Genomic DNA, 20,671 nt, shown 5'->3' with positions numbered 1-20,671 from the left:
CGCCTTGCGCCTTGCGGGCATCCAGGAGCGCATGAAGCTCGATGGCTGCCCTTTGGGGCTACGGCCGTCTTGATCCCAGCCTGCGCCGGCCCCTACGCCAGAATCTTGGCCTCAAGCTCGGTGGGCGTGTCTACGATGGTGGTCGCCCCATGCTCCGCAAGCCATTTCTTGTCGCGAAACCCCCACGAGCAGGACAGGCACGCGCACCCGCAGCTCTTGGCGGTCTCGATGTCGACCTCAGAGTCACCCACGTAGACCATGCCGTCCACGCTCCTCCCCAGCTCACGCAGGATCACGTCGATCATGTCGCGGTTGGGCTTTCGTCTCGTGCCCGCGCGCTCGCCCATCACGTAGTCGAACTTGTCGGGGTAGAAGTGGTCGATGATGCCCTGCACGGCGAAGTCTGCCTTGTTCGAAACAACGGCGCAGGCGACGCCCGAGGCGCGAAGGTCGTCGATGACTTCGGCCATGCCGGTGTAGGGGCGTGTGGTGTCGAGCTTGTGCTCGTCGTAGTAGGCCTTGAACTCGCTAAAGACCTGATCGGTGAGGTCCTTTGGCGTGCCTTCGGGGACCGAGAGGTCGATGAGACGCCGAATGCCGTTGCCGGTGAAGAGACGCACCTCGGCTAGGCTGCGCTTGGGCAGGCCACATGTCACAAGCGAGTGGTTGACGGCGCCAAAAAGGTCGTCCAGCGTGTTGAGCAGCGTCCCGTCGAGGTCGAAAATCGCGGTCTGGTATGGCATTCCACATCACTCCCACCGCATCCGCTCGAAAACCGTTGTCCGTGTGGTTACGTGGTGCGGATGCGCTTACGTATCATGAACGTCGGCTAGCCAAACGAGCGTACACGCAATCCAGCGCGTGCGCCGGGCACCTGCCAGAACGACACGTAAACCCCAGGTGGGCCACAGACAGCTGCCGGGGTTCTTCTCGTCTGCCGTGCGGGCTTTTCGTTAAGGTGTCGTTGCCGACCTGCGTGTTGGTGGGTACTCTCGCCTGTTTGGTTTACCATGGCCAGTTGCGCGTGTCGCCGCGGTCTACGTCGGCGCGCCGTCATCTGTTGGTCCGCCCGTACGGCACGGGGCGGAAGAGGCGAGAGGAACCACATGTCCCACAGCATGCATACGCACACCTGCGGCGAGTTGCGCGAGGCGAACATTGGCGAGGAGGTCACGCTTACCGGTTGGGTCTGGCACCGTCGTGACCACGGTGGCCTCATCTTTGTCGACTTGCGCGACCGCACCGGCGTCACGCAGCTCGAGTTTGACCCCGAGGTCTGTGACGAGGCAACGTTCCACGAGGCAGAGACCATTCGCTCCGAGTGGCCCATTCTCGTGAGCGGTACCGTGCGGGAGCGTCCCGAGGGCCAGGACAACGACAAGCTGGCCACCGGTGCGATTGAGGTCTATGTCACCCAGATCAAGGTCTTGAATACCTCCAAGACACCGCCGTTCCAGATTGAGGATCACGTGGACACTGCCGAGGACCTGCGCCTGCGCTACCGCTACCTCGATCTGCGTCGCCCCAAGATGACCCAGAGCCTCAAGCTTCGCTCCGACTTCACCTTCGCCCTGCGCGAGGCCTTCCACGGAAGTGAATTCATGGAGGTCGAAACCCCCTCGCTCTTCAAGTCCACGCCTGAGGGCGCGCGTGACTTCCTGGTGCCCAGCCGCATGCAGCCAGGCCACTTCTACGCGCTGCCGCAGTCGCCGCAGCTCCTGAAGGAACTCCTCATGGTGGGCGGCGTCGAGCGCTACTACCAGATTGCCAAGTGCTTCCGCGACGAGGACCTGCGCAAGGACCGCCAGCCCGAGTTCACCCAGGTGGACGTTGAGATGAGCTTTGTCACCCAGGACGATGTCATGGGCGCACTCGAGCAGGTCTTTGCCGAGGCCTTCGGTAAGATGGGCGTTGAGATGCAGCTTCCCCTGCGCCGCATCGGGTACTGGGATGCCATGGACACCTACGGCATCGACAAGCCCGACACGCGCTACGGCATGACGCTCCACGACGTTACGTCGATTTTCTCGGCATCCAAGTTCAAACTCTTCGCCACCGCCGCGGCAACCGAGGGCCAGTACGTCAAGGCCATCAACGCCAAGGGTGCCGGCAGGTGGCCCCGTGCGAGGGTCGATCGTCTGGCCGACGTTGCCGCCGAGTTTGGCGCCAAGGGCCTGGCCTACATCGCCTTCCGTGAGGACGGCTCGGTGACCAGCCCAATCGTCAAGTTCTTCTCGGACGAGGAGATGGCAGCGCTTCGTGCGGAGATGGATGTCGAGCCCGGGGACCTCGTGATGTTCGCCGCGGCAGACCGCCTGCGTGCCGACGAGATCCTGGGCGGCATGCGCTGCCACATGGCAGGCGAGCTTGACGTGCCACGTGAGGGCCACGACTTCCTGTGGGTCGTGAACTTCCCGCTCTTCCACTGGGACGAGGACCGCAAGTGCCTGGACTCCGAGCATCAGCCCTTCACCCAGCCCAACGAGGACGAGCTTGGCCTTCTCGACACCGACCCTCTCGCCATGGGCTCGCACACCATGGACTTTGTCATGGACGGCTACGAGGCCGGTGGCGGTGGCATGCGTGTCCACGACGCCAAGCTGCAGGAGAGGATTCTGGAGAAGCTCGGCTTCACGCCCGAGCGCGCGCGGGCGCAGTTCGGCTTCCTCATGAGCGCGCTCGAGTTCGGCGCGCCCCCCATGGGCGGCTTTGCGCTGGGTCTCGACCGCGTGTGCATGCTGCTTGCGGGCGCGGACAACATTCGCGAGGTCATGGCGTTCCCCAAGACGGCGAGCGGCTCCGACCTCATGAGCGCGGCCCCGTCTGAAGTCACAGGTGCCCAGCTCAAGGAGGTCTCGCTGAGGCTGCTGTAGGGCTGGGGATTGTTGCGGCTGGCGTGGCGCAGCTGCGTGTGATGCCGCACGTCCGCTTTTCGACGGGAAGCCCCGCTATACGGCCCCCTATGTCAATTCGACGCCGAGGGGAGATGCCTTTTTATACGTAATACCTGCGAAAACGCCCACTGCGGCATCAATACGGCGGCAGGGACATTCTCGTGCGAGAAGGTTGCTGGCCGAGAGCGGTGGTGCATACCGCGAGCGGGATCTTCTATAGGGATTGGTGCCGTGCCCCTCGTCTTGAATTACCAACAGTTGGCCGGAACGAACGCGGATTACCTTGGCCCCCATCTTACCGGGAAGGTAAGTTTGTTAAACGGAGGGGCGAGATCGTCCCACCGTTCAGGCGTGATGAAGATTGCCTTGGGCGAGGTTTGTCACTATCTGGCGGCGTCACACGTTCATCTTGGGCATGAAATGCTCGCCATCGACGTTGTCGGGGATGACCGACGGGTCGTGCAAGTACTCAGGCGCCCGCAGGCCATCCATAGCGGTGTAATCTCGCAAGAGCCTGGGATGTCGAGCGGGCGCTGCAGGCCTGCCCGGTTGCCGCTTGGGCACCGATAGTCGCAAGACGCTGCACAAAACTGCCCTAACGCTGGGAAATCGGGGCGCTCGTGCATAAAAACGCTCTATCGCGGGCGCTTCGAGGCACAAATATCAATGATGTAATTATCGTATCCAGTATTACGAATCTATCGTATAGTTTATGCATCATTGTGCAATCAATGTTCAACATTTGATGTCAAGGCCTCGATAGCCCCCTGCGATAGGCCGGTTTTGTGCATGAGAACGGGAATTTCCCTTCGATAGAGTGTTTTTGTGCAGCGGGGGGAGGGTCCCGCGCTGCGAAACGCGCGTAGGTTGAGACTAGGGTTGCCCGGTCCCACCTTTCTCGTACTTAAAGCCGCTCTCGCCCCTCTGAACCTCATGAGAGGTCCTGCCGTAACAGCCGACTGCAGCATTGCTAGATTCACGCTCTTCTCAACAGGATCTCCGCCACCTGCGCAAGCACAGTGGGCGTATAGCTCGCGTACTTCCAGCCTTTCTCGGTGTCGTTGATAACGGAGATGCCAAGGTGCCTGCCCGTTTCTGTCGGTAGCCTGTCCTCCGCAAGCAGCCCGGCATCTACCAGCAGTTTGTTCACGTCTCTTGCGCTCGTTGGAAGGGTTTCTGGCCAGGTTCTGGCTTCCTGGGCCGTTCGGATTGCCCTGGTGAGAGACACGGCTTTGCCCATGGGCGCCCCCAGCAGAGCAGCCAGCTTGCGTACTGCGTTCTCGGTATAGACGCACCAGGTGTCCCCCTCGTTGTTGCGCGAGAACGCAATGCCAAGGTTCTGCCCTGAGCCCGTCGGTAGGTGACCTGTGCTGGTCTGCTCAATAATGCCGTGCTTGGCGAGAAGAACATTGATGTCTTGAGTCTTGGCTGGCAGGGTATCTGGCCAGATCTTCTCAGCCCGAGCCCACCGAACGGCAGCCGTGAGCGACTTGGGCCATGATTGCGCCTCTGGTGCGGCGGGAGTCGCCTGCGGCTGCCCTGTCGGCGCAACTGGCACGGCTTGCGGCGCGTCCGCGCCATCCACCTTGGGGCCATTTGCCAGCCCTACCTTGTGGTCGAGGCAGTACGCGCTGAGAAGCCCCAGCACGCCGTCACCATGTTGCTGTGCCAGCAGATACTCGCTCCCAAAGAGGATGAAGCTGTCCTTCGCGCGCGATACGGCAACGTTCATGAGGTTGGGGTTGTTCTCGACAAACGAGGCACTGGAGCCTGCATCATAGACAAGCGAGAAGAGGACAACGGGGCACTCTGCGCCCTGGAGTCGATGCGCCGTCCCAACGGCAAGCTTATCCAGGTCGAGCGCAGGCCGCGTGGACCCATCGAACGCAGCGGCCAGCTCCCTCTTTCGCCGGCCGAGTGCCTTGCTGATCTCGCGCATCTGGGCGGCAAACGGCGTGACAACGCCGACGAGAGTCGCGGGGTCGGGTGCCTCCTTGCCCTTGCTTCTCGCGCTCTCGGCATAGCTGTCGTAGATTCCCGGCAGGTTTGCCGAAATCCAGCGAGCGACGGCTCTTGCCTCATCAGAATTTTTTCGAGACGTACCCGATGGCTGCGCCTTGCCCTCTACAGGGCAGAACCCCATAGCAGGCAAGTCGAGCGAGACAGCACGCTTCTCGATGCCACCTCTCATGGGGAGGAGCTGCCCCATGTAAAGTAGGTCGTTGCAGTACGAAATAATCTCGTCGAGGCAGCGCCTGTGCTCGCGCAGGAAGAGCCCGCCATCCAAATGGCGCTCCCCATCCCCCTCGACTGCGTGGCACCAGGGGCAGGCGGCCTGCGCCGCCCTCATGAGGCTCGAGTAGGCAGAGGCGCTCAGGCCCCGCTCGCGCATGATGTCCCAGACCTTCTCGAACTCTGCCGACCCGAGCGCCATCCGTCCTTCTGCAATCTGCCTGTCAACGGACTCGTCGAGGCTCCAGACAGGTGGAAGCTGCGCCGTATCGCCAACAACCACAGCTCTCTTTGCCAGTGCGAATGCGGCGGCGCCGATCGTGGTGTCTACCTGGCCCGCCTCATCGACGATGAGGAGATCGATGGAGTTCAGGCAGTGCGTCTCCTGCCCCTTGCCGTCCTCGCAGGCAAACTGGCGAGGCAGGCGGAAGAGCGTCATGACAGAAAGCGGCATGAGGGCTGCAAGCTGGTGGCGATAGGTCTCGACCGATGCCTTCGTCTTGCTTTTCCGGTCGTATTCCGGCTGAGGAATGCGAGCGCCCGGTCTAGGCGACCTCTGCTTGTGGCAGGTAATCCAAACGCCCTCGTAGTAATGCACGGCAAGCCAGAACTCGAGTGGACGTATGCAACTGTCGAGCACATCGTCCAAGGACCCAAGGTCGTGAAGTGCCTTCTCGCCTATGCCTTGTCCCCGCCTGTCGAGCGCACCGTATCCGGTGAGCCAGCCGGCATGCTCCCGGGCGCCTGCCGTGTTCCCTTGCGCAACAGCCTCGATCAGCTTGCGGCGCTGCACGTCAATCTTGCCAAGCATGTGCCGGCATTCCTCTTGGATGTCCGCTGCTGTGCCAAAACCCCGCCCAAAGTAGGCTCTTGCCTCCTCGGCGTAGACTTCTTCCGACTGCTCCTTGAATCGCTTGTCCAGAGCGTATCCGTAGAGGGTCTTATCCCGGTATAAAACATCGCAGATGAGGTAATTGCCGCCCTGTGCCTCTATCTTCTTGGAGACGCTCGGCGAATAGGCACCAAGGCTGTGAAGCGGTCGATCCTTCGTGTACTTGACTCTGAAACCGTTGTTCCCCTCCAGTGGTGCATAGTAGATATCTGACAGCCAACGCCTGAAGACCGAGCGGCCCTCGTCCTGCTCGATTTGGCCAAAGGCGTCGATAATGTTCCTCACAGCTTGGTTGTTTGTGGAGGTGCCGACAATAACAGGGGCTTCTCGGCCGTTGAGCGCGTGCCGTACAAGCGTGTCTGCGACGATGGACTCAAGCAGCGTGGTCTTTCCGGTCCCAGGAGGGCCGCTTACGGCGAGCACCTGGCCTTCGCTGAGCGCCGCACAGGCATGCACCGCTGTCTTCTGGGAGCGTGCGAGCGGATACTCCCTGCTCATGGTGCCGCAATGCTCGAGCATCTGCCGGAGCGATGTCGCGTCGGACGCAAGTTCTTGATGGCGGGGGCCAACATTGAGAAGCCCGCGATAGAGTGCGAGGGTGGCATCGTCTGGGGCTTGGTCCAGCCGCGCTGCGATTGTGTGATAGAGGTCCGCGACGTTTGCCGAGGCATTGACCTGCGTGTCGACGAGGACGTATCCATCTTTGTCGAGTATGGCGTCTGCCGCATTGAGTCGCGCTTCCGCATCGGGAGCTGCAGCCCGGAAGAGCTCCTCGCAATAGGCCAGGTACGCTCGCCATTGGGCCCGCCCCTCGAGTGCATCTATCTTCGACCTGCGCATTGACGAGGCGGAGACAAAGGAGCTGTAGGCTGTATAGGCGCCTATGGCTAGCTCTTCCTTGCGACCGGCTTCCTCCTTGGAAGCCGCCGTCTCCTCGAGAAGCGGCCGGGGGATCCAAGGGCTCTTTGCTCGCCAGTCGGCGGGATAGCCAAGGGCTCCCCTGTCGCTTCTGGCGAGAGACGCGTTCGCCGGGGCCACCAGGAGTGCCTGCTGGTTGTCGGGGGCTGTGTCGGCCTTTCCTCTCATGGAGCGTAGCACGAGAAGTACCGGCAGCGTACCTTCTCGGAGAGCCTTGCGCTTCTTGCCGCTGTCGAGAGACTCGAGGAGGCTGTCCAGGACTTCACCCGCAAGCTTTCCGGATTCTATCCCTTCCGTATCGCCTGCGGCGGTATAGCCCTCTCGCCTTGGCCTGCCGTTCCCTGTGCGCTCGACCGCGCTTCCCCTGAAGTTGACCATCACCATGTTCGAGGTGCCGAGGACATTCCTGAAATAGGATGTGATGCGGAGGGCTGTGTCAGGCATTGTCGCGTCCATTCTCGCTGGTATCGTACGCATGCGGTCGTGTTTGTGCCGGCCAACAGGCGGGGTGCCTGAGATTATGAGCCAAGGCGGATGCCCCATCCAACCAAAATGAGACAGGGGGGACAGCCCCCTTGTCTCACCTCGCCGCTGGCCCGCGCGATTGCCAGTCCGTTTCTGCCTGCCATTACAGTCAAAATAGGTTAACTTAGAATGCGAGAAACTCACTTAAAGAAACCCTTGATACGGTGTTATCCTTGAGACTACGTAATACGGTTTTGGGAGCCTGTGCGGCCGTTCTTACGGAAGGGGAAGCGATGTTGAGCCATGCAGTGACACTACATAAACGGAGGCCTGTGACCATCACGTTTATCGCTGCGTTTGTCCTCGCCCTCTTGGCGGTGCTGCCGATGCCTGCCAGGGCGGAAGCGAGCAATTCTGGCCAAGGGACCAGTTGGACGATTCCCAAGTCCAAGGTTGCAACCTGGCTTGAGGAGGGCAAGACTGCACAGGTCACGCTCCAGCTTCCAAGTGCCGAGGCTGTGCTTTCCTCCGACATCGTCTTTGTCGTGGACAACTCAAGCTGCAAGGACGATGCTATCAAGGACGCTACTGCGACGCTCGACCGGCTTGTTGCCGAGGCGGGCGGCGTCGACCAGGTGCGGCTAGGCGTTGTGTCGTTCAAGGGCGACGGCCACGTGGAGAAGGAGCTCTCGACGCTTACCACCGATAACGTCGACTCGTTCAAGAGTGCCATCACGGGTGGCTACACCGGTGATATGAAGTCCGGGACCAACATGCACGATGGGCTGCTCAAGGCCAAGGCCATGCTCGACGCTGACACCACCACCCCCGCGAACCGCAAGTACGTCATCATGGTCAGCGACGGCCTGACGCGCCTGTTCACCGGCGCAGACGGCAACGTGAAGGACATCTACTACCAGTACACCTATTTGGACCAGAGCTCCCAGCAGCCTGCAAGTGATTTCAATGCAAAGGACTTCGTCTACTACGGCATGATCGACGAATGGCGGCAGGCGCGCACGCCCGGCTCTGCAACGTATGCCATGCCGTACGGCAACTGGAGCGACTACTACTCCCACCTCCAAGAGTGGGTGAAGACCGACGGCGACAAGTACGCGTTTGATTTCGCGACGTACGGCAACGACGCGACGCCCAAGGTGAAAGACGCCGCAACGGGAGCTATCACCGACCCGAACTTCGCTTACATCGAGCACGGAACCCAGGCAGATCACGCCATGGCGCCCGACCGGGCGGTCTATGAGGCCTATGGCACATGGCAGGCGCTGAAGGGTGAGGGCTACAACTGCTATGCGGTGCGTACCGGCAGTGATTCCGACTTCTCCGTCAAGTTCATGGATGAGCTAAATGGCGGTAGTGAGCTCGACTTTTCGCAGATTGGCGACAATATCCTGTATGCGTGTGGAGCCGGCTCCATCATCATCGACTCCATGGGCAAGGGTGACGCGTATGACTTCGACTTCGTTCCGGGGTCGGCAGCGCTCAGCGTTGGTGACGAGCAGCTTGAGGCAACGGATGAGGGCGCAAACATGTGGAGCTTCCACAGCAAGGGCGACACGACGGTGCGCTTCACCTTGGTCTACGATCCGGACGCGGATGCTTATGCGCTTACGGCTCATGAGCCCATCTCGAACTTTGCTCCCGTGAAACTGACCTATAACCTCACGCTTGCGCAGGCCCCGACCGAGCCGGGCAGCTACGAGCTTGCGACCAACACCAAGGCGACGCTTTCCCCTGTTAACTCCAACGGCGTTGTGCGTGCCCCAGAGGATTTTGACGTTCCGTCCCTGGCCTACGTTGTCGAGGCGCCCGAGCCTCCCGCGCCGGATCCCGGCTCTGGCGATGAGCCCACGCCCGACACCACCAAGCTCGATACCAAGCCTGCTGTCAGGCGCCCAGCCACTTCCAGTGCTGAGAAAGTACCTCAGACAGGTGATGCGATGTCGTCGCTGGCCTTTGGTGCCGTAGTGTTTCTGGCCGCGGGCGCAGTTGCCATTGCTGTGGGAGTGAAGGTTTCACAGAGGCACTAACCTGTACAGTTGTGAAGCACGGACAGGTTTTTCTCGACGAACCGTCGGTCGTGGTGCAAAGCGGTCGGCGGTTCATTTTTCTCTTTGAGGGATGCGACTGACGCACCATCGCAAGACGGCGGAACCGATTCCACAGATGCCAAAGTGACGGTCGGTGGCAGTTTTCCGGGTGCGCTCGAGCATCAAGCGGCTCGTACCCTGATAAACTGCAGGTCATGGGTTTTCCAGTTCAGAGATACCACATCAAGGATTTTCCCAGGCTGCCACCAACTGTCATTTCGCGCACGAGACCTGCGACAGCAGACGCCAGACCTCTCGCGTCAGTCTGGAAATCGAGTGCCGTTCATGCAGCGCTTTTCGGCTTCTCGGTTGGGACCTGCGACAAATTGCTCCGGAGTTTCTACGGCCTGCCAGTGCGTGTGCGTCATCTCTTCGAAGCAGATGACGTGTTTATGACCGTCGATCAGGCTGCCCGGGGAGTTCCCCCTGGGTGAGCTTTCGGATGGACGAGCAGCCCGATATTGCCCTTGTGCTCGAACGCACTTAGTCGGGACGCTGCGTTGGGCAGGCGATTCTCACGGCGTAGATGGCCTGTAAGGGCACTCGCCTGATTGCGTCCTGGGTCCGAGTGGCCTTGGACTGCACAAAAACGCCCTATCGAAGGGTTTTTAGAAGTCCGGTGCACAAAAACGGGCTATCGCGGGACCTTTGGGGGCGTGCAACATCAATCATCAAACTATAGTTGCAAAATTATGCATATTTATATCGATTTAATCATAAAATTGAAATAATAGTTAAGTATTTGATGCTATATCTGGAAAAGTACCCCGCGATAAGCCACTTTTGTGCAATGAACTCGCCATTTCCCCGCGATAGACGCTTTTTATGCGAGACGCCGTCTCCAGTGAAGAGAAGTTGCGGCCGCTTCTGGCCCGCAGGTGGAGGGGGAGGCCTGTGTGCATGCACGCTGCAAAGAAGAGATGCGCAAACACGCTTCGCCAGGGCAGCCCGCTATCCCAACACGCCCGAGGCCAGGGCATGGGTGAGAGAGTCCACATCCGCATCGGTAGATGCCCAGCTCGTTGCAAGGCGCACGACAGTGTGCCCTAGGTCCGGCTTCTCCCAAAAGCTCGTCACCACGGCCTCGTTCAGGCGTGCCAACTGCTCATCCCTGAGGATGGGGAAGACCTGGTTTGTCTGGGAGGGGTGCGCAAGCACGCAGCCTGCAGCGCCGAAGGCACTGGTAATTCTTCGCGCCTGCGCAACTGCCGCTTGGCCAATCCGACCGTACAGCCCATCCTCGAAGAGCGCCTCAAACTGCACGCCGAGAAGCCGCCTCTTGGCGAGAAGCGCACCCCTCTGCTTTACGATCGTGAAGAAGTGGGGAACGGTGCCGTGGCGCGGGAAGGCCAGCGCCTCTCCAAAAAGCGTGCCACACTTGGTTCCGCCGATGTAGAAGGCATCCGCAAGGCGGGACAAATCCTTAAGAGAGACGTCGTTATCGGGTGCGCCAAGTGCATAGGCGAGGCGTGCGCCGTCCACGTAGATCCTCAGGTCGTGGCTGTCGCACACACCGCGCAGTGCCGCAAGCTCCGCCTTCGAGTACAAAAGCCCGTACTCGTTAGGCTGCGAGATGTACACAAGACTTGGCTGGACCATGTGGTCGTGGTTGCCGTCCTTCTCCCAGAACGCATGTAACGCTCGAGCTCCTCCGCAAGGAGCTTGCCGTCATGCTCCGGCAGCTCGAGCACCTTGTGGCCTCCCGCCTCGATGGCACCCGCCTCGTGCACGCTGACGTGCCCCGAGGTTGTAGCAATAACGCCCTGGTACGGGGCGAGAAGTGCGGAAATCGCGACCCCGTTGACCTGCGTGCCGCCAACGAGGAAGAAAACGTCCGCATCGGGCGCGTCGCATGCCTGGCGGATGAGCTCGCGCGCACGCTCGCTGTGCTCGTCCAGTCCGTAGCCAGCGGTTTTCTCGTGGTGGTTTGAACGAGGCGCCTCATGATGGGGTCTGCGCACCCCTCGAGGTAATCGGACGAGAAGTCAAGCCTTTCCATGGTGGACGCATCCCTTTCTGCCTGCTTGCGCAGGGCCCTTGTCGGCGCTTTCGCCGATTCCGCATTGTCGCCCCATGTACATGTCTGAGCACGAGAACAACTATAGAAGGATATTAGATATGATTTATTGTGCTTATAATCATGTTTGTAATGATGTTTCATCATATTATGAGGTCTCATGGATGCGAGCAAATGCGCGGCGCTTATAGCCGCAGTAGAGTGCGGCTCGTTTTCGGCGGCGGCTCGCCAGCTTGGCTACACGCAGTCGGGCATCACGCGCATGGTCGCCTCGCTTGAGGCAGAGCTTGGCTTTGCTCTGTGCGTTCGCACCAAACAGGGCGTCCGCATCACGGAAAATGGACGCCGCATGATGCCATGCCTGCGCGAGCTCGTACGCGCCCAGCGCGTGGCAGAGGAATCGGGCGCCGAGATTCGCGGCGTGCTTGCCGGCGCGCTTGCAGTTGGCTCCCACTACAGCATCTCCGCCATCTGGATACCCACGGTCCTCAGCGAGTTCGAGAAAAGCTACTCCGGCATCGACGTGGAGATTAGGGAGGGCGGAAACGCCGAGATGGGTCAGTGGCTCAATAGCCGTGCCGTTGACCTGTGCTTTTGCGCCAAGCCCGCCAATGGCACCTACTGCGACTGGCTGCCGCTCTACGAGGACGAGATGGTCATGTGGCTTCCCGAGGGGCATCCGTACGCGCACGCGGCGCGCTACCCCCTACGCGAGATCGAGCATGAGGCATTCATCCACACGCTTGCCAACCACGACACTGACCAGGACCGCCTAATTCGCGAGGAGGGGCTCCTCGTCCAGGATCGCTACACCACACGTGACGGCTTCACCACATACAGCATGGTCGAAGCGGGCCTCGGCGTGAGCTTTAACCAGCGGCTTATTAGTGAGAGGTGGAACGGGCGCGTGGCGGAGGTGCCCTTCGAGGAGCCGCGGCGCATCTCGCTGGGCATAGCTGTTCCCTCGCTTGCGGAGGCGTCCCCGGCAGCACAGCGTTTCATTGACTGCATCAAGCAGTTGATGCCGCGCCTGCGCGAACGCGCCGGGTCGTCAGCGTAAGGGCATCTGCGACGCTCGGCCGCGTCCTCGGTTCCGGCATCATGAGAGTTTTATATCTCTAACTCCTCTCGTGTAAGCAATGGCTAACATAAAAACATTGCCGAGAGAGGGGAGATATTCATGATGGACAAGAGACTTCTGGCGCTAGTGCCAGAAGCGATGTGCCATGTCATTCTTTCTGTGGCGTGGAAATGGGCGGGTCTTCTGGCTAACGTCTGCCTCGTCTGGGGCGTCGCGTCCGTTCTGGCGGCGGTGCTTGCCGGGACGGCCGTGCCTGTCGGGACGTCTGTCGTTCTGATCGCTGTTGCCTGCGTTGGCAAGGCGGCTTCAACCTGGGCTGGCGAGCGCGAGAGCTTCGCGGCCTCACAGGATGTGAAGCGCAAGCTGCGCCGCGCGATTCTCGAGAAGCTTCTGCGCCTGGGACCCGCCTATGACCGTTCGGTCTCGACCGCCGAGGTCGTGCAGCTCTCGGTCGAGGGCTGCGAGCAGCTCGAAACCTACTTCGGGCAGTACCTGCCGCAGCTCTTCTATTCGGTTCTGGCGCCGGTCACGCTCTTTATCGTGGTTGCCCCGATGGACCTTGCCGCGGCCTTCGTGCTGCTCGTCTTTGTGCCGCTGATTCCGCTCACGATTGTGGCTGTGCAGAAGATTGCCAAGCGCATCCTCTCTGCCTACTGGGACCGGTACACCCAGCTTGGCGATTCGTTCCTCGAGAACCTCGAGGGGCTCACGACGCTCAAGATCTACTCGGCCGACGAGACGCACCACAAGGCGATGAACAAGGAGGCCGAGCACTTCCGCATCGTTACGATGAAGGTTCTCTCGATGCAGCTCAACTCCATCGTTGTGATGGATATCGTTGCTTTGGGGGGTGCCGCAGCAGGCATTTGGGTGGCCCTCTCCGCGCTGGCAGCGGGCTCGATTACGTTGTTCCAGGCGCTTGCGATCGTGCTTCTCTCGGCAGACTTCTTCCTGCCCATGCGTCAGCTTGGCTCGTTTTTCCACGTGGCAATGAATGGCATCGCCGCCTCGGGCAAGATCTTTCGGCTGCTCGAGCTCCCCGAGCCTGAGAAGAGGGCGGGTGTGCCCGCGGCCAATGCCGTGCCAGCCCTTGAGGACGTGAGCTTCTCCTACGACGGCGAGCGGGAGGTGCTGCACGAGGTCACGCTGTCGGTTGCGCCCCGGGGCGTCACGGCGATCGTCGGTCTTTCGGGCTCCGGCAAGTCGACGATTGCGGCGCTGATGGCGGGGTGCCTTACGGGCTATGCGGGACACATCCGCTACGGCGCGCTTGAGCTTTCGGACGTTGATCCTGCGGTGCTCGCAAAGCGTGTCACGACCGTTGGCGTTGGTGCCTACCTCTTCCCAGGCACCGTGCGGGAAAACCTGCTCATGGCAAAGCCGGAGGCGACGGACGAGGAGCTGTGGGCGGCCCTTGAGGCGGCGAGCCTCGCGGGGTACCTTCGAACGCAGGACGGGCTTGATACGCAGCTCACGCAGGACGCGCAGAACCTCTCGGGAGGCCAGCGGCAGCGTCTTGCCTTTGCGCGCGCCTATCTCCACGGCTCTGCGATGTACGTGTTTGACGAGGCGACAAGCAACATCGACGCGGAGAGCGAAAGCGTGCTCCTCGCCTCGATCTTTCGCCTTGCGGCCGACCGTCCGGTCGTGATGATCGCCCATCGCCTGGCAAACGTCGTGGATGCCGAGAGGATCTACGTGATGGACCAGGGGCGCATTGTCGAGTCTGGCACGCACGAGGAGCTTCTGGCGGCTGGTGGCACCTATGCGCGCATGCGGGCAGGCCAGCAGGAGCTCGAAGCCTATGGGAGAGGTGGCGAGCGTGGATAAGAAAAGCAACCTCCGCCTCATGGGGCGCATGCTTGGCTTCGTGAAGCCGATGGCGGGCGTCATGTGCGCCTCGGTTGTCTGTGGCATCTTGGGCTTTTCCTGCGCGACGGCGCTGCCGGTCCTGGCCGCGGAGGCGGTTCTTTCGGTGGCGGGGAGAGGGAGCCTTGTCTGGGGCGTTGGCGCCTTTGGTGGCGTGCTCGTTTTTCTCGCCGTGGCGCGAGGCGTTCTCCACTACATCGAGCAGCGCTGCAACCACTACATTGCCTTTAAGCTCTTGGCACACATCAGGGACCTGGTATTTGGGGCGTTGAGAAGGCTTGCGCCCGCCAAGCTTTCCGGCAGGAATCGCGGCGAGCTCATCTCGACGATCACAAGCGATATCGAGCTCCTTGAGGTCTTCTACGCCCACACGGTCTCTCCCGTGCTCATTGCGGCAGGGATGACCCTTGTGCTCGTGGGATTTCTCGCGAGCCTCTCGTCCGTGTTTGCCTTGGTGGCGCTTGTGGGCTATGCGCTTGTCGGCGTTGCGTCACCTATTCTCGTCTCCCGCGCCTCGGGGGACGGTGGGGCACGGGCGCGCTCGGTGCAGGCAGGGCTCTCCGGCTACGTCCTCGACAACCTGCGAGGCTTGGCGCAGGTGATCCAGTATGGGGCTGGCGAGAAGCGCCTGGCGGGTCTTGACGAGCGCAGCCGCAGGCTTGTGGATGTGCAGAGGAGACTCCGCGCGAAGGGGGTCATCGGGGCTGCCTGCGTGGGCGTGCTTGTAGTGCTCACAGCCGTGGCGCAGCTCTTCGTTGGCGCGCCGCTTGTGGAGTCGGGGGCGGTCTCGGCCGAGGCCTACGTGCTTGCGATCGTGACGACGCTTTCCTCGTTTGGCCCTTATGTCGCGCTTGCCAACCTTGGCTCCACGCTGCAGCAGACGCTTGCATCCGGAGGACGGGTCCTGGGCATTCTCGACGAGGCGCCGGCGGTTGCGGAAAGGGAGACGGGCGAGGAGCCCGCCTTCACGGGTGCCGCGGCCGAAGGCGTGAGCTTCTCCTATGGGGACGAGAAGGTCCTACGCGACGTGAACCTTGAGATTCCCGTGGGCAAGATCGTGGGTGTCTCGGGACGGAGCGGCTCCGGCAAGTCCACGCTTTGCAGGCTTCTCATGCGCTTCTGGGACGCTGGGGGCGGTGCCATTCGCATTGGAGGTAGCGACATACGCGACATCCGGACGGGGTACCTGCGGGACCTCGAGGCCTTTGTCGAGCAGGATACCGTGCTCTTCCACGACACCATTCGGGCGAACCTCCTGATTGCGAAGCCCAATGCAACGCAGAAGGACCTCGAGCGCGCCTGCGCGCAGGCCTCCATCCTCGACTTCGTCGAGGGCCTACCTGCCGGATTCGATACTGAGGTGGGCGAGCTTGGCGACACGCTCTCTGGCGGCGAGCGCCAGCGCCTGGGCTTGGCACGCGCCTTCCTGCACGAGGCGTCCTTCGTGCTTCTCGATGAGCCGACCTCGAACCTTGATGCGCTGAACGAGGGTGCCATCCTGAAGGCGCTCGACGCTCAGCGGGGGACCAGGACGGTGCTTCTGATCTCGCATCGCCCGGGCTCGCTGGCAATTGCGGACGAGGTCATCTCCTTGGACCAGGGGAGGGTCAGCTAGGGGCGGACTGACGGAATCGGCCTGACGAAATCGGCCTGACGGCTCCGGCATCCAACGAAAGTAAGGTGGCATGATGCATACCCTTTATATCTTTCTGGGACTTCTCTTTGCGGCTCTCGGCATGGCTGGCATCGTCGTGCCGCTTCTGCCGACGGTGCCTCTCTATCTGCTGGCGGCGCTCTTTTTCGGGAAGGGGTCTGCTCGGCTTGATGCCTGGTTTAAGGGCACGAGCCTCTATGCGTTGCGGATGCGTCCGCTGTCGGAGGGTAGGGGGATGGCGCTCAAGGCGAAGGTCCAGGCCTTTCTTGCCGTGACGCTATTACTGGGCGTTGGCTTTGCCTTCATGGGTGCCGTGCCCTGGGGAAGGGCAATTCTCGTGGCCGCCTGGGTCTTCCACATCTGGCTCTTCTGGGTGAAGATCCCAGCTGACGCCCCCGAGGCCAAGGAGGGGTTCACGCACGAGGTGGCAGAGGAGCCTGAGGCCAAATGACGAGGACAGAAGACCAGGCCGATCGCAAGCGCATACGTGAGTCTCGCGTCATGCGGGAGACGATTTCGCTCTATTGTCGAGGTGTGCACCATGCGGCACGGGGTAGCCTCTGTCCTGAGTGCGAGGCGCTTGCCTCATACGCGCAGAGTCGCATCGCGCACTGCCCATTCATGCGGACAAAGACGTTCTGCTCGGTGTGTAGTGTTCACTGCTACGCGCCGGCACAGCAGGAGCAGGTGCGCCTGGTCATGCGGTATGCGGGACCAAGGCTTCTCTTTCGGCATCCTGTCATGTGCCTGCATCATGGTGTGGATACACTCGGGGCAAAGCTGAGGCCACGCAGGAAGGCCGAGGCCTAGTAGCGGGATTTGCAGCTACGGAAGAGAAGAAAGGGCGATATAGGACAGGGCCGCAGTCAGAAGCGACGCTCCCCTCATGCTGCGTGGCTCGTGCAAACTGAAGGATTTTACGAAACCGGTTTTCGACCCCTCGTGCTGGACAGCCTGCACAGAATTCTCCTAACGCGGGGAATTTCGGCTGTCTGTGCATAAAAACGGTCTATCGCGGGACCTTTTCTGGAGTTATCATCAAAGGTGCAATTACTGTATCCACATTTACGAGTTCTTTTCATAGAATATGCGAAAATATGCAAACATAGTTCAATTGTTGATACTACGACCCCAAATGGCCCCGCGATAGGCCGTTTTTGTACACAGAGGCCAGGATTTCCCAGCGATAGGGTGTTTTTGTGTGCCGACGGCCCCAGGCAAGAGTTGCGAGGGGTCGACGGAGTAGCGCGGGACTTCGCCGGATAGGCCGGCGAGAAGCACGAAGGCAGGGACCCGTCCCTCGTCTTGCAGGGCTCTCATCCTTTGGGATGATGCACCCGATGGCCGGCGCTTGGAAAATTTCCTAGAAGCAGGACACAGCCTGAAGACAGGCACTCTCTAGGATTGGAGCAACCATGGCGAAGCTCGCCTGACACCCGCGGTGGCTGCCAGTAGCGATATCACGCGCCGCCGCTGCGGGAATTGCGCTTGCGCTGGCAGTCGTCCCTGGCATAGCTTGGACCGACGCAACATTCTCTTCCGACAAACCAGTTAACAAAAGAGGACTACGCCCCTTAGGCCTCTCGGTAAACGACAATAAGCCTGCTAACGCTGTCGATATGGCACCCTACGATGCCTCCACTACAGACGCCACGACCATGCTGCTCTCCAACAGTGGCGTATATGTGGCCGCGAATGGAGCAAAGAGCAACGTCTACACGCTCCGCTCGAGGCTGAATCACATGGCTCAGTACTATTCGAAGGACTCCGATAGCGCACATCCCAGTTAGATAGTCGATAACTACGGTGGGCTGTGCGGCGCTTACGACTTCTACGGCATAAACGATGACAGTGACATCAGTAACAACGGTTACCAGCCCAAGATTGGTTGGTCGTACGATTCTAGTCTGAGCGACAACCAGCTGGACGTACTCAAGGGGGCCATGGACAACGGCTTTGATGGCATCTATGCCATGAGCATCGAGTTCGATATGGGTGGCAGTTACAGAGATCACGCGGCCGAGCTGCGCGCATATGGCAGAAACGCCTCGACCACAGTGGATGGCGTGAAGATTTCCGGTGGCTATGCCGTAAAGCTCTTCTCGTTTGACTCCTCGGGCAACAGGAGCGAGGTGGCAACCCTCTCGCCGACCGTCAATTCGACACTCAACGACGGCAGTGGCAAGTTTGCCTACCTCGACAGTGACTACCTGCAGGAAAACGACACCATGTTCGAGATTCAGGCGGGGAGATGTGGATAATGATGGCGTGGACGAGATCTGCCACCAAGGGACTTCACTGTCGTCTGGCCGGTTGTGGCCAAGCTTGTTGTAGTCGATGCCGTAGGTGGCGAAGCCACTGTTGTCGGCCATGCCCTTCTCGCCGCAGATCACAGGCAGCTTGTTCGCGTTTGCCACCATCGAGATGGTGGACACGCCAGCGGCGATGGGGTCGTCGGCAGCTTCGAGGGCATGGGCGACGCGCTGGCAACGTTTTCAGGCACCCAGCTTCGGGAGACTCCCAACGGGCTTGACCGCATCTGTCTCCTCGGTGGGAGGCGGCTGCCTCTATACCTCCCACTCAAACCGACGCATATCCACTTTTCCACTGGCGAGAAATCCAACGCCTTCTGCCTCGAGCATCTTTCGCTGCTCTTCAGGTCCACCAAAGGCAAACCCTGGGGCAAGGCTCCCGTCTGCAAAGACGACCCTATGGCAGGGCACCCCGCCAGCCAGGCCCGGACTTGAGTGCATGGCAAATCCCACGTAGCGAGCCTTCCGCGGCTCGCCCATCATGCGAGCGACCTGCCCGTAGGTGGCAACCCTTCCGGGTGGAATCTGTCGCACGACACCGTATGCACGCTGGAAGAATCCCTCGTTGTCCATGGGACCCCCTTCGTCTTACAGTTGCTTCCTACTTTGCGAAACCTTGTGCCGCAAGAGATACGATATCGTCCTTCAGCAGCTTGGGCAATTAGCTTGGAGAAGATGTGGCCGCCTATCAGGCAGCCTCCTGGATGTGAGGGAGAAACCCATGCTCATACCCACGCACGGCGGAGACCAAGACAAGGGCATCGGCATGTGGATTGGCATTGCGGTTTTGGTGGCCGTAGCCATCCCCTCCATCGTGTCGCTCTTTGCCGACTCGCCAATCCTCGACTACCTCTTCTAGAGTGCAGCTCCGACTGAGGCCTCGGCACCTTTTGCGACCACCTGGATTCACGAATTGACGGTTGGTGGCAGTTTGAGGCAAATCCTTTATGTGAGATCGAGCTAGTCACAAATCGTTTACCTGCGATTTATCAAATCTCAAAGAGCTTGCTACTCGGGGGTACCGACAAAAACTGCCACCAACCGTAAAAACTTGCCACCCAGCGGCCTGTGCCCCGTCGCCCGAGTCTGACATGAGCCCCCAACGGCACCCTGACGCCTCCGGCCATCGTCGAATGGTGCACATTTACGTTTGGTGGCAGTTTTTCGGGGACGGCCCGAGTATCAGACGATTGCATTTCTGATAAACTGCAGGTCAGCGATTTGCTACATCGACGCACTCACATAAAGGATTTGCCTCAAACTGCCACCAGCCGTCAATTCGCGCTGGGGGCTCGCATCAAGAGCTCACTTTGCCCACTCAGGGCCCACGTGAGGCCGATCATCGCCGATGCGCCCCACCCGTGTGGAGATTTGCAACTTGACGAATATCATATCTGCAGAGACTCCAATCAGGGTATACGCAGGTCAGTACTGTTTCTGACACTCTCCCTGAAAGGAGCATCATGGCTGAGAAAGACCTTCAACTCTATATAAAGAACGGTTGCCCCTACTGCCACAGGGTTCTGCGCTACATGGATGCCAACGGTATCGTGCTACCGCTCCACAACATCGACGAGTCCGAAGAAGATCGCGATCGCCTGGTCGAAGTGGGTGGGAAGCGGCAGGTTCCGTGTCTGTTCATCGACGGTACGGCAATGTATGAATCTGATGACATCATTGCCTACCTCGGCCGCGAGTTCTCGGCGGGCGACGAGGATACCAGCGACAAGGGCGATGCGCCTGCAGCTGGCGCGTCGTGCACTATTGGTGGCGGCTGCTCGTTCTAGGGCGAAGCCACTGCCGGCGCGCCACCGCAAGAGGGTGACGCGCCGGCAGCACTCTTAGGCGGGAGCCCAAGGCGCCTACTCCACCGTTCCGTATACGTTGCCCCATCCATGGGCAGTCACAATACTGTTGAGTTGGTCGCAAAGTCGTCCGCGCTTGTAGTGTCCCGCAGGCAGCAGATCCACGACCTCCATAAGGTCATCGCAGAGGTCATCGATCTCGGCGCGTGACAGCACATCAATCTTTGTCACCGTGCCGGACATGTTATGCGCGTAGAGCTCGTTTACCAGCTGCTGAAGGTCGCCATACTCCTTGGAGCGCAGGCCACCATGGGTGACGCTGCGCGCGGTTTGGTGCCGGTGGCTGTTACTATTTCTCATCATGGTTACACATGGTAGCAGCTGCATTTGGTATGCGAGTCGGCGCGCTATACTTCTTCTGCTC

17 protein-coding genes are annotated in these 20,671 nt (G+C 60.4%); 11 read left to right on the top strand and 6 right to left on the bottom strand.

Features of this window, described 5'->3' with window-relative positions; all coding sequences use genetic code 11:
• Window positions 1-92: 92 nt before the first annotated feature.
• Complete coding sequence (locus ACO59D_RS05645; RefSeq protein WP_485126137.1) at window positions 93-743, bottom strand: HAD family hydrolase; 651 nt, start codon at window positions 741-743, stop codon at window positions 93-95.
• Between the two features lie 363 nt (window positions 744-1,106).
• Here ACO59D_RS05645 and aspS point away from each other — a divergent pair, with 363 nt between their 5' ends.
• Window positions 1,107-2,873, top strand: coding sequence for an aspartate--tRNA ligase (gene aspS, locus ACO59D_RS05640; protein WP_485126136.1), 1,767 nt, complete (start codon window positions 1,107-1,109; stop codon window positions 2,871-2,873).
• A gap of 997 nt (window positions 2,874-3,870) precedes the next feature.
• Here the strand turns inward: aspS and ACO59D_RS05635 are convergent.
• On the bottom strand, window positions 3,871-7,380 hold the full coding sequence (locus ACO59D_RS05635; RefSeq protein WP_485126135.1) for a DEAD/DEAH box helicase: 3,510 nt from the start codon (window positions 7,378-7,380) through the stop codon (window positions 3,871-3,873).
• A gap of 353 nt (window positions 7,381-7,733) precedes the next feature.
• Here ACO59D_RS05635 and ACO59D_RS05630 point away from each other — a divergent pair, with 353 nt between their 5' ends.
• Window positions 7,734-9,449 carry a vWA domain-containing protein gene (locus tag ACO59D_RS05630; protein ID WP_485126134.1) on the top strand — a complete coding sequence of 572 codons (1,716 nt, stop codon included), beginning with the start codon at window positions 7,734-7,736 and terminating at the stop codon, window positions 9,447-9,449.
• A 1,011-nt stretch (window positions 9,450-10,460) separates the two neighbouring features.
• Here the strand turns inward: ACO59D_RS05630 and ACO59D_RS05625 are convergent.
• Both ACO59D_RS05625 and ACO59D_RS05620 read right to left on the bottom strand, forming a co-directional pair.
• The gene (locus tag ACO59D_RS05625) at window positions 10,461-11,108 is read right to left on the bottom strand and encodes a threonine aldolase family protein (RefSeq protein WP_485126133.1); all 648 of its coding nucleotides are present in this window, start codon (window positions 11,106-11,108) and stop codon (window positions 10,461-10,463) included.
• Window positions 11,000-11,470, bottom strand: a complete 471-nt coding sequence (locus ACO59D_RS05620; protein ID WP_485126132.1) for a beta-eliminating lyase-related protein — start codon at window positions 11,468-11,470, stop codon at window positions 11,000-11,002. The genes ACO59D_RS05625 and ACO59D_RS05620 overlap by 109 nt, the downstream gene beginning before the upstream one ends.
• Before the next feature lie 216 nt (window positions 11,471-11,686).
• Between ACO59D_RS05620 and ACO59D_RS05615 the strand changes: the two genes are divergently transcribed.
• From ACO59D_RS05615 to ACO59D_RS05585, 7 genes are all read left to right on the top strand, one after another.
• Window positions 11,687-12,586, top strand: a complete 900-nt coding sequence (locus ACO59D_RS05615; protein ID WP_485126131.1) for a LysR family transcriptional regulator — start codon at window positions 11,687-11,689, stop codon at window positions 12,584-12,586.
• A gap of 120 nt (window positions 12,587-12,706) precedes the next feature.
• Entirely contained in the window at window positions 12,707-14,437 is a 1,731-nt protein-coding gene (locus ACO59D_RS05610) for an ABC transporter ATP-binding protein/permease (RefSeq protein ID WP_485126130.1), read from the top strand.
• Window positions 14,430-16,091: an amino acid ABC transporter ATP-binding/permease protein gene (locus ACO59D_RS05605; RefSeq protein WP_485126129.1), complete on the top strand. Its 1,662-nt coding sequence runs from the start codon at window positions 14,430-14,432 to the stop codon at window positions 16,089-16,091. The genes ACO59D_RS05610 and ACO59D_RS05605 overlap by 8 nt, the downstream gene beginning before the upstream one ends.
• 70 nt (window positions 16,092-16,161) lie before the next feature.
• Complete coding sequence (locus ACO59D_RS05600; protein ID WP_485126128.1) at window positions 16,162-16,581, top strand: YbaN family protein; 420 nt, start codon at window positions 16,162-16,164, stop codon at window positions 16,579-16,581.
• Window positions 16,578-16,940, top strand: coding sequence for a nitrous oxide-stimulated promoter family protein (locus tag ACO59D_RS05595; RefSeq protein WP_485126127.1), 363 nt, complete (start codon window positions 16,578-16,580; stop codon window positions 16,938-16,940). The genes ACO59D_RS05600 and ACO59D_RS05595 overlap by 4 nt, the downstream gene beginning before the upstream one ends.
• Before the next feature lie 809 nt (window positions 16,941-17,749).
• Window positions 17,750-17,920 (top strand): hypothetical protein, encoded by a 171-nt coding sequence (locus ACO59D_RS05590; protein WP_485126126.1) that lies wholly within the window; start codon window positions 17,750-17,752, stop codon window positions 17,918-17,920.
• Window positions 17,921-18,073: 153 nt separating this feature from the next.
• Window positions 18,074-18,391, top strand: coding sequence for a hypothetical protein (locus ACO59D_RS05585; protein ID WP_485126125.1), 318 nt, complete (start codon window positions 18,074-18,076; stop codon window positions 18,389-18,391).
• Window positions 18,392-18,697: 306 nt separating this feature from the next.
• Here the strand turns inward: ACO59D_RS05585 and ACO59D_RS05580 are convergent, their stop codons facing one another.
• The gene (locus ACO59D_RS05580; RefSeq protein ID WP_485126124.1) at window positions 18,698-19,015 is read right to left on the bottom strand and encodes an MGMT family protein; all 318 of its coding nucleotides are present in this window, start codon (window positions 19,013-19,015) and stop codon (window positions 18,698-18,700) included.
• Between the two features lie 148 nt (window positions 19,016-19,163).
• On the opposite strand from ACO59D_RS05580, the gene ACO59D_RS05575 reads away from it, so the two are divergent.
• The gene (locus tag ACO59D_RS05575; protein WP_165443484.1) at window positions 19,164-19,301 is read left to right on the top strand and encodes a hypothetical protein; all 138 of its coding nucleotides are present in this window, start codon (window positions 19,164-19,166) and stop codon (window positions 19,299-19,301) included.
• Between the two features lie 604 nt (window positions 19,302-19,905).
• Complete coding sequence (locus ACO59D_RS05570) at window positions 19,906-20,229, top strand: glutaredoxin family protein (protein ID WP_485126123.1); 324 nt, start codon at window positions 19,906-19,908, stop codon at window positions 20,227-20,229.
• Window positions 20,230-20,304: 75 nt separating this feature from the next.
• Here the strand turns inward: ACO59D_RS05570 and ACO59D_RS05565 are convergent, their stop codons facing one another.
• Window positions 20,305-20,634: a 3-demethylubiquinone-9 3-methyltransferase gene (locus tag ACO59D_RS05565; RefSeq protein WP_485126122.1), complete on the bottom strand. Its 330-nt coding sequence runs from the start codon at window positions 20,632-20,634 to the stop codon at window positions 20,305-20,307.
• Between the last annotated feature and the right edge of the window lie 37 nt (window positions 20,635-20,671).

This window comes from Tractidigestivibacter sp., assembly GCF_057241865.1.
This window is presented reverse-complemented; position numbering and strand designations above follow the sequence as displayed.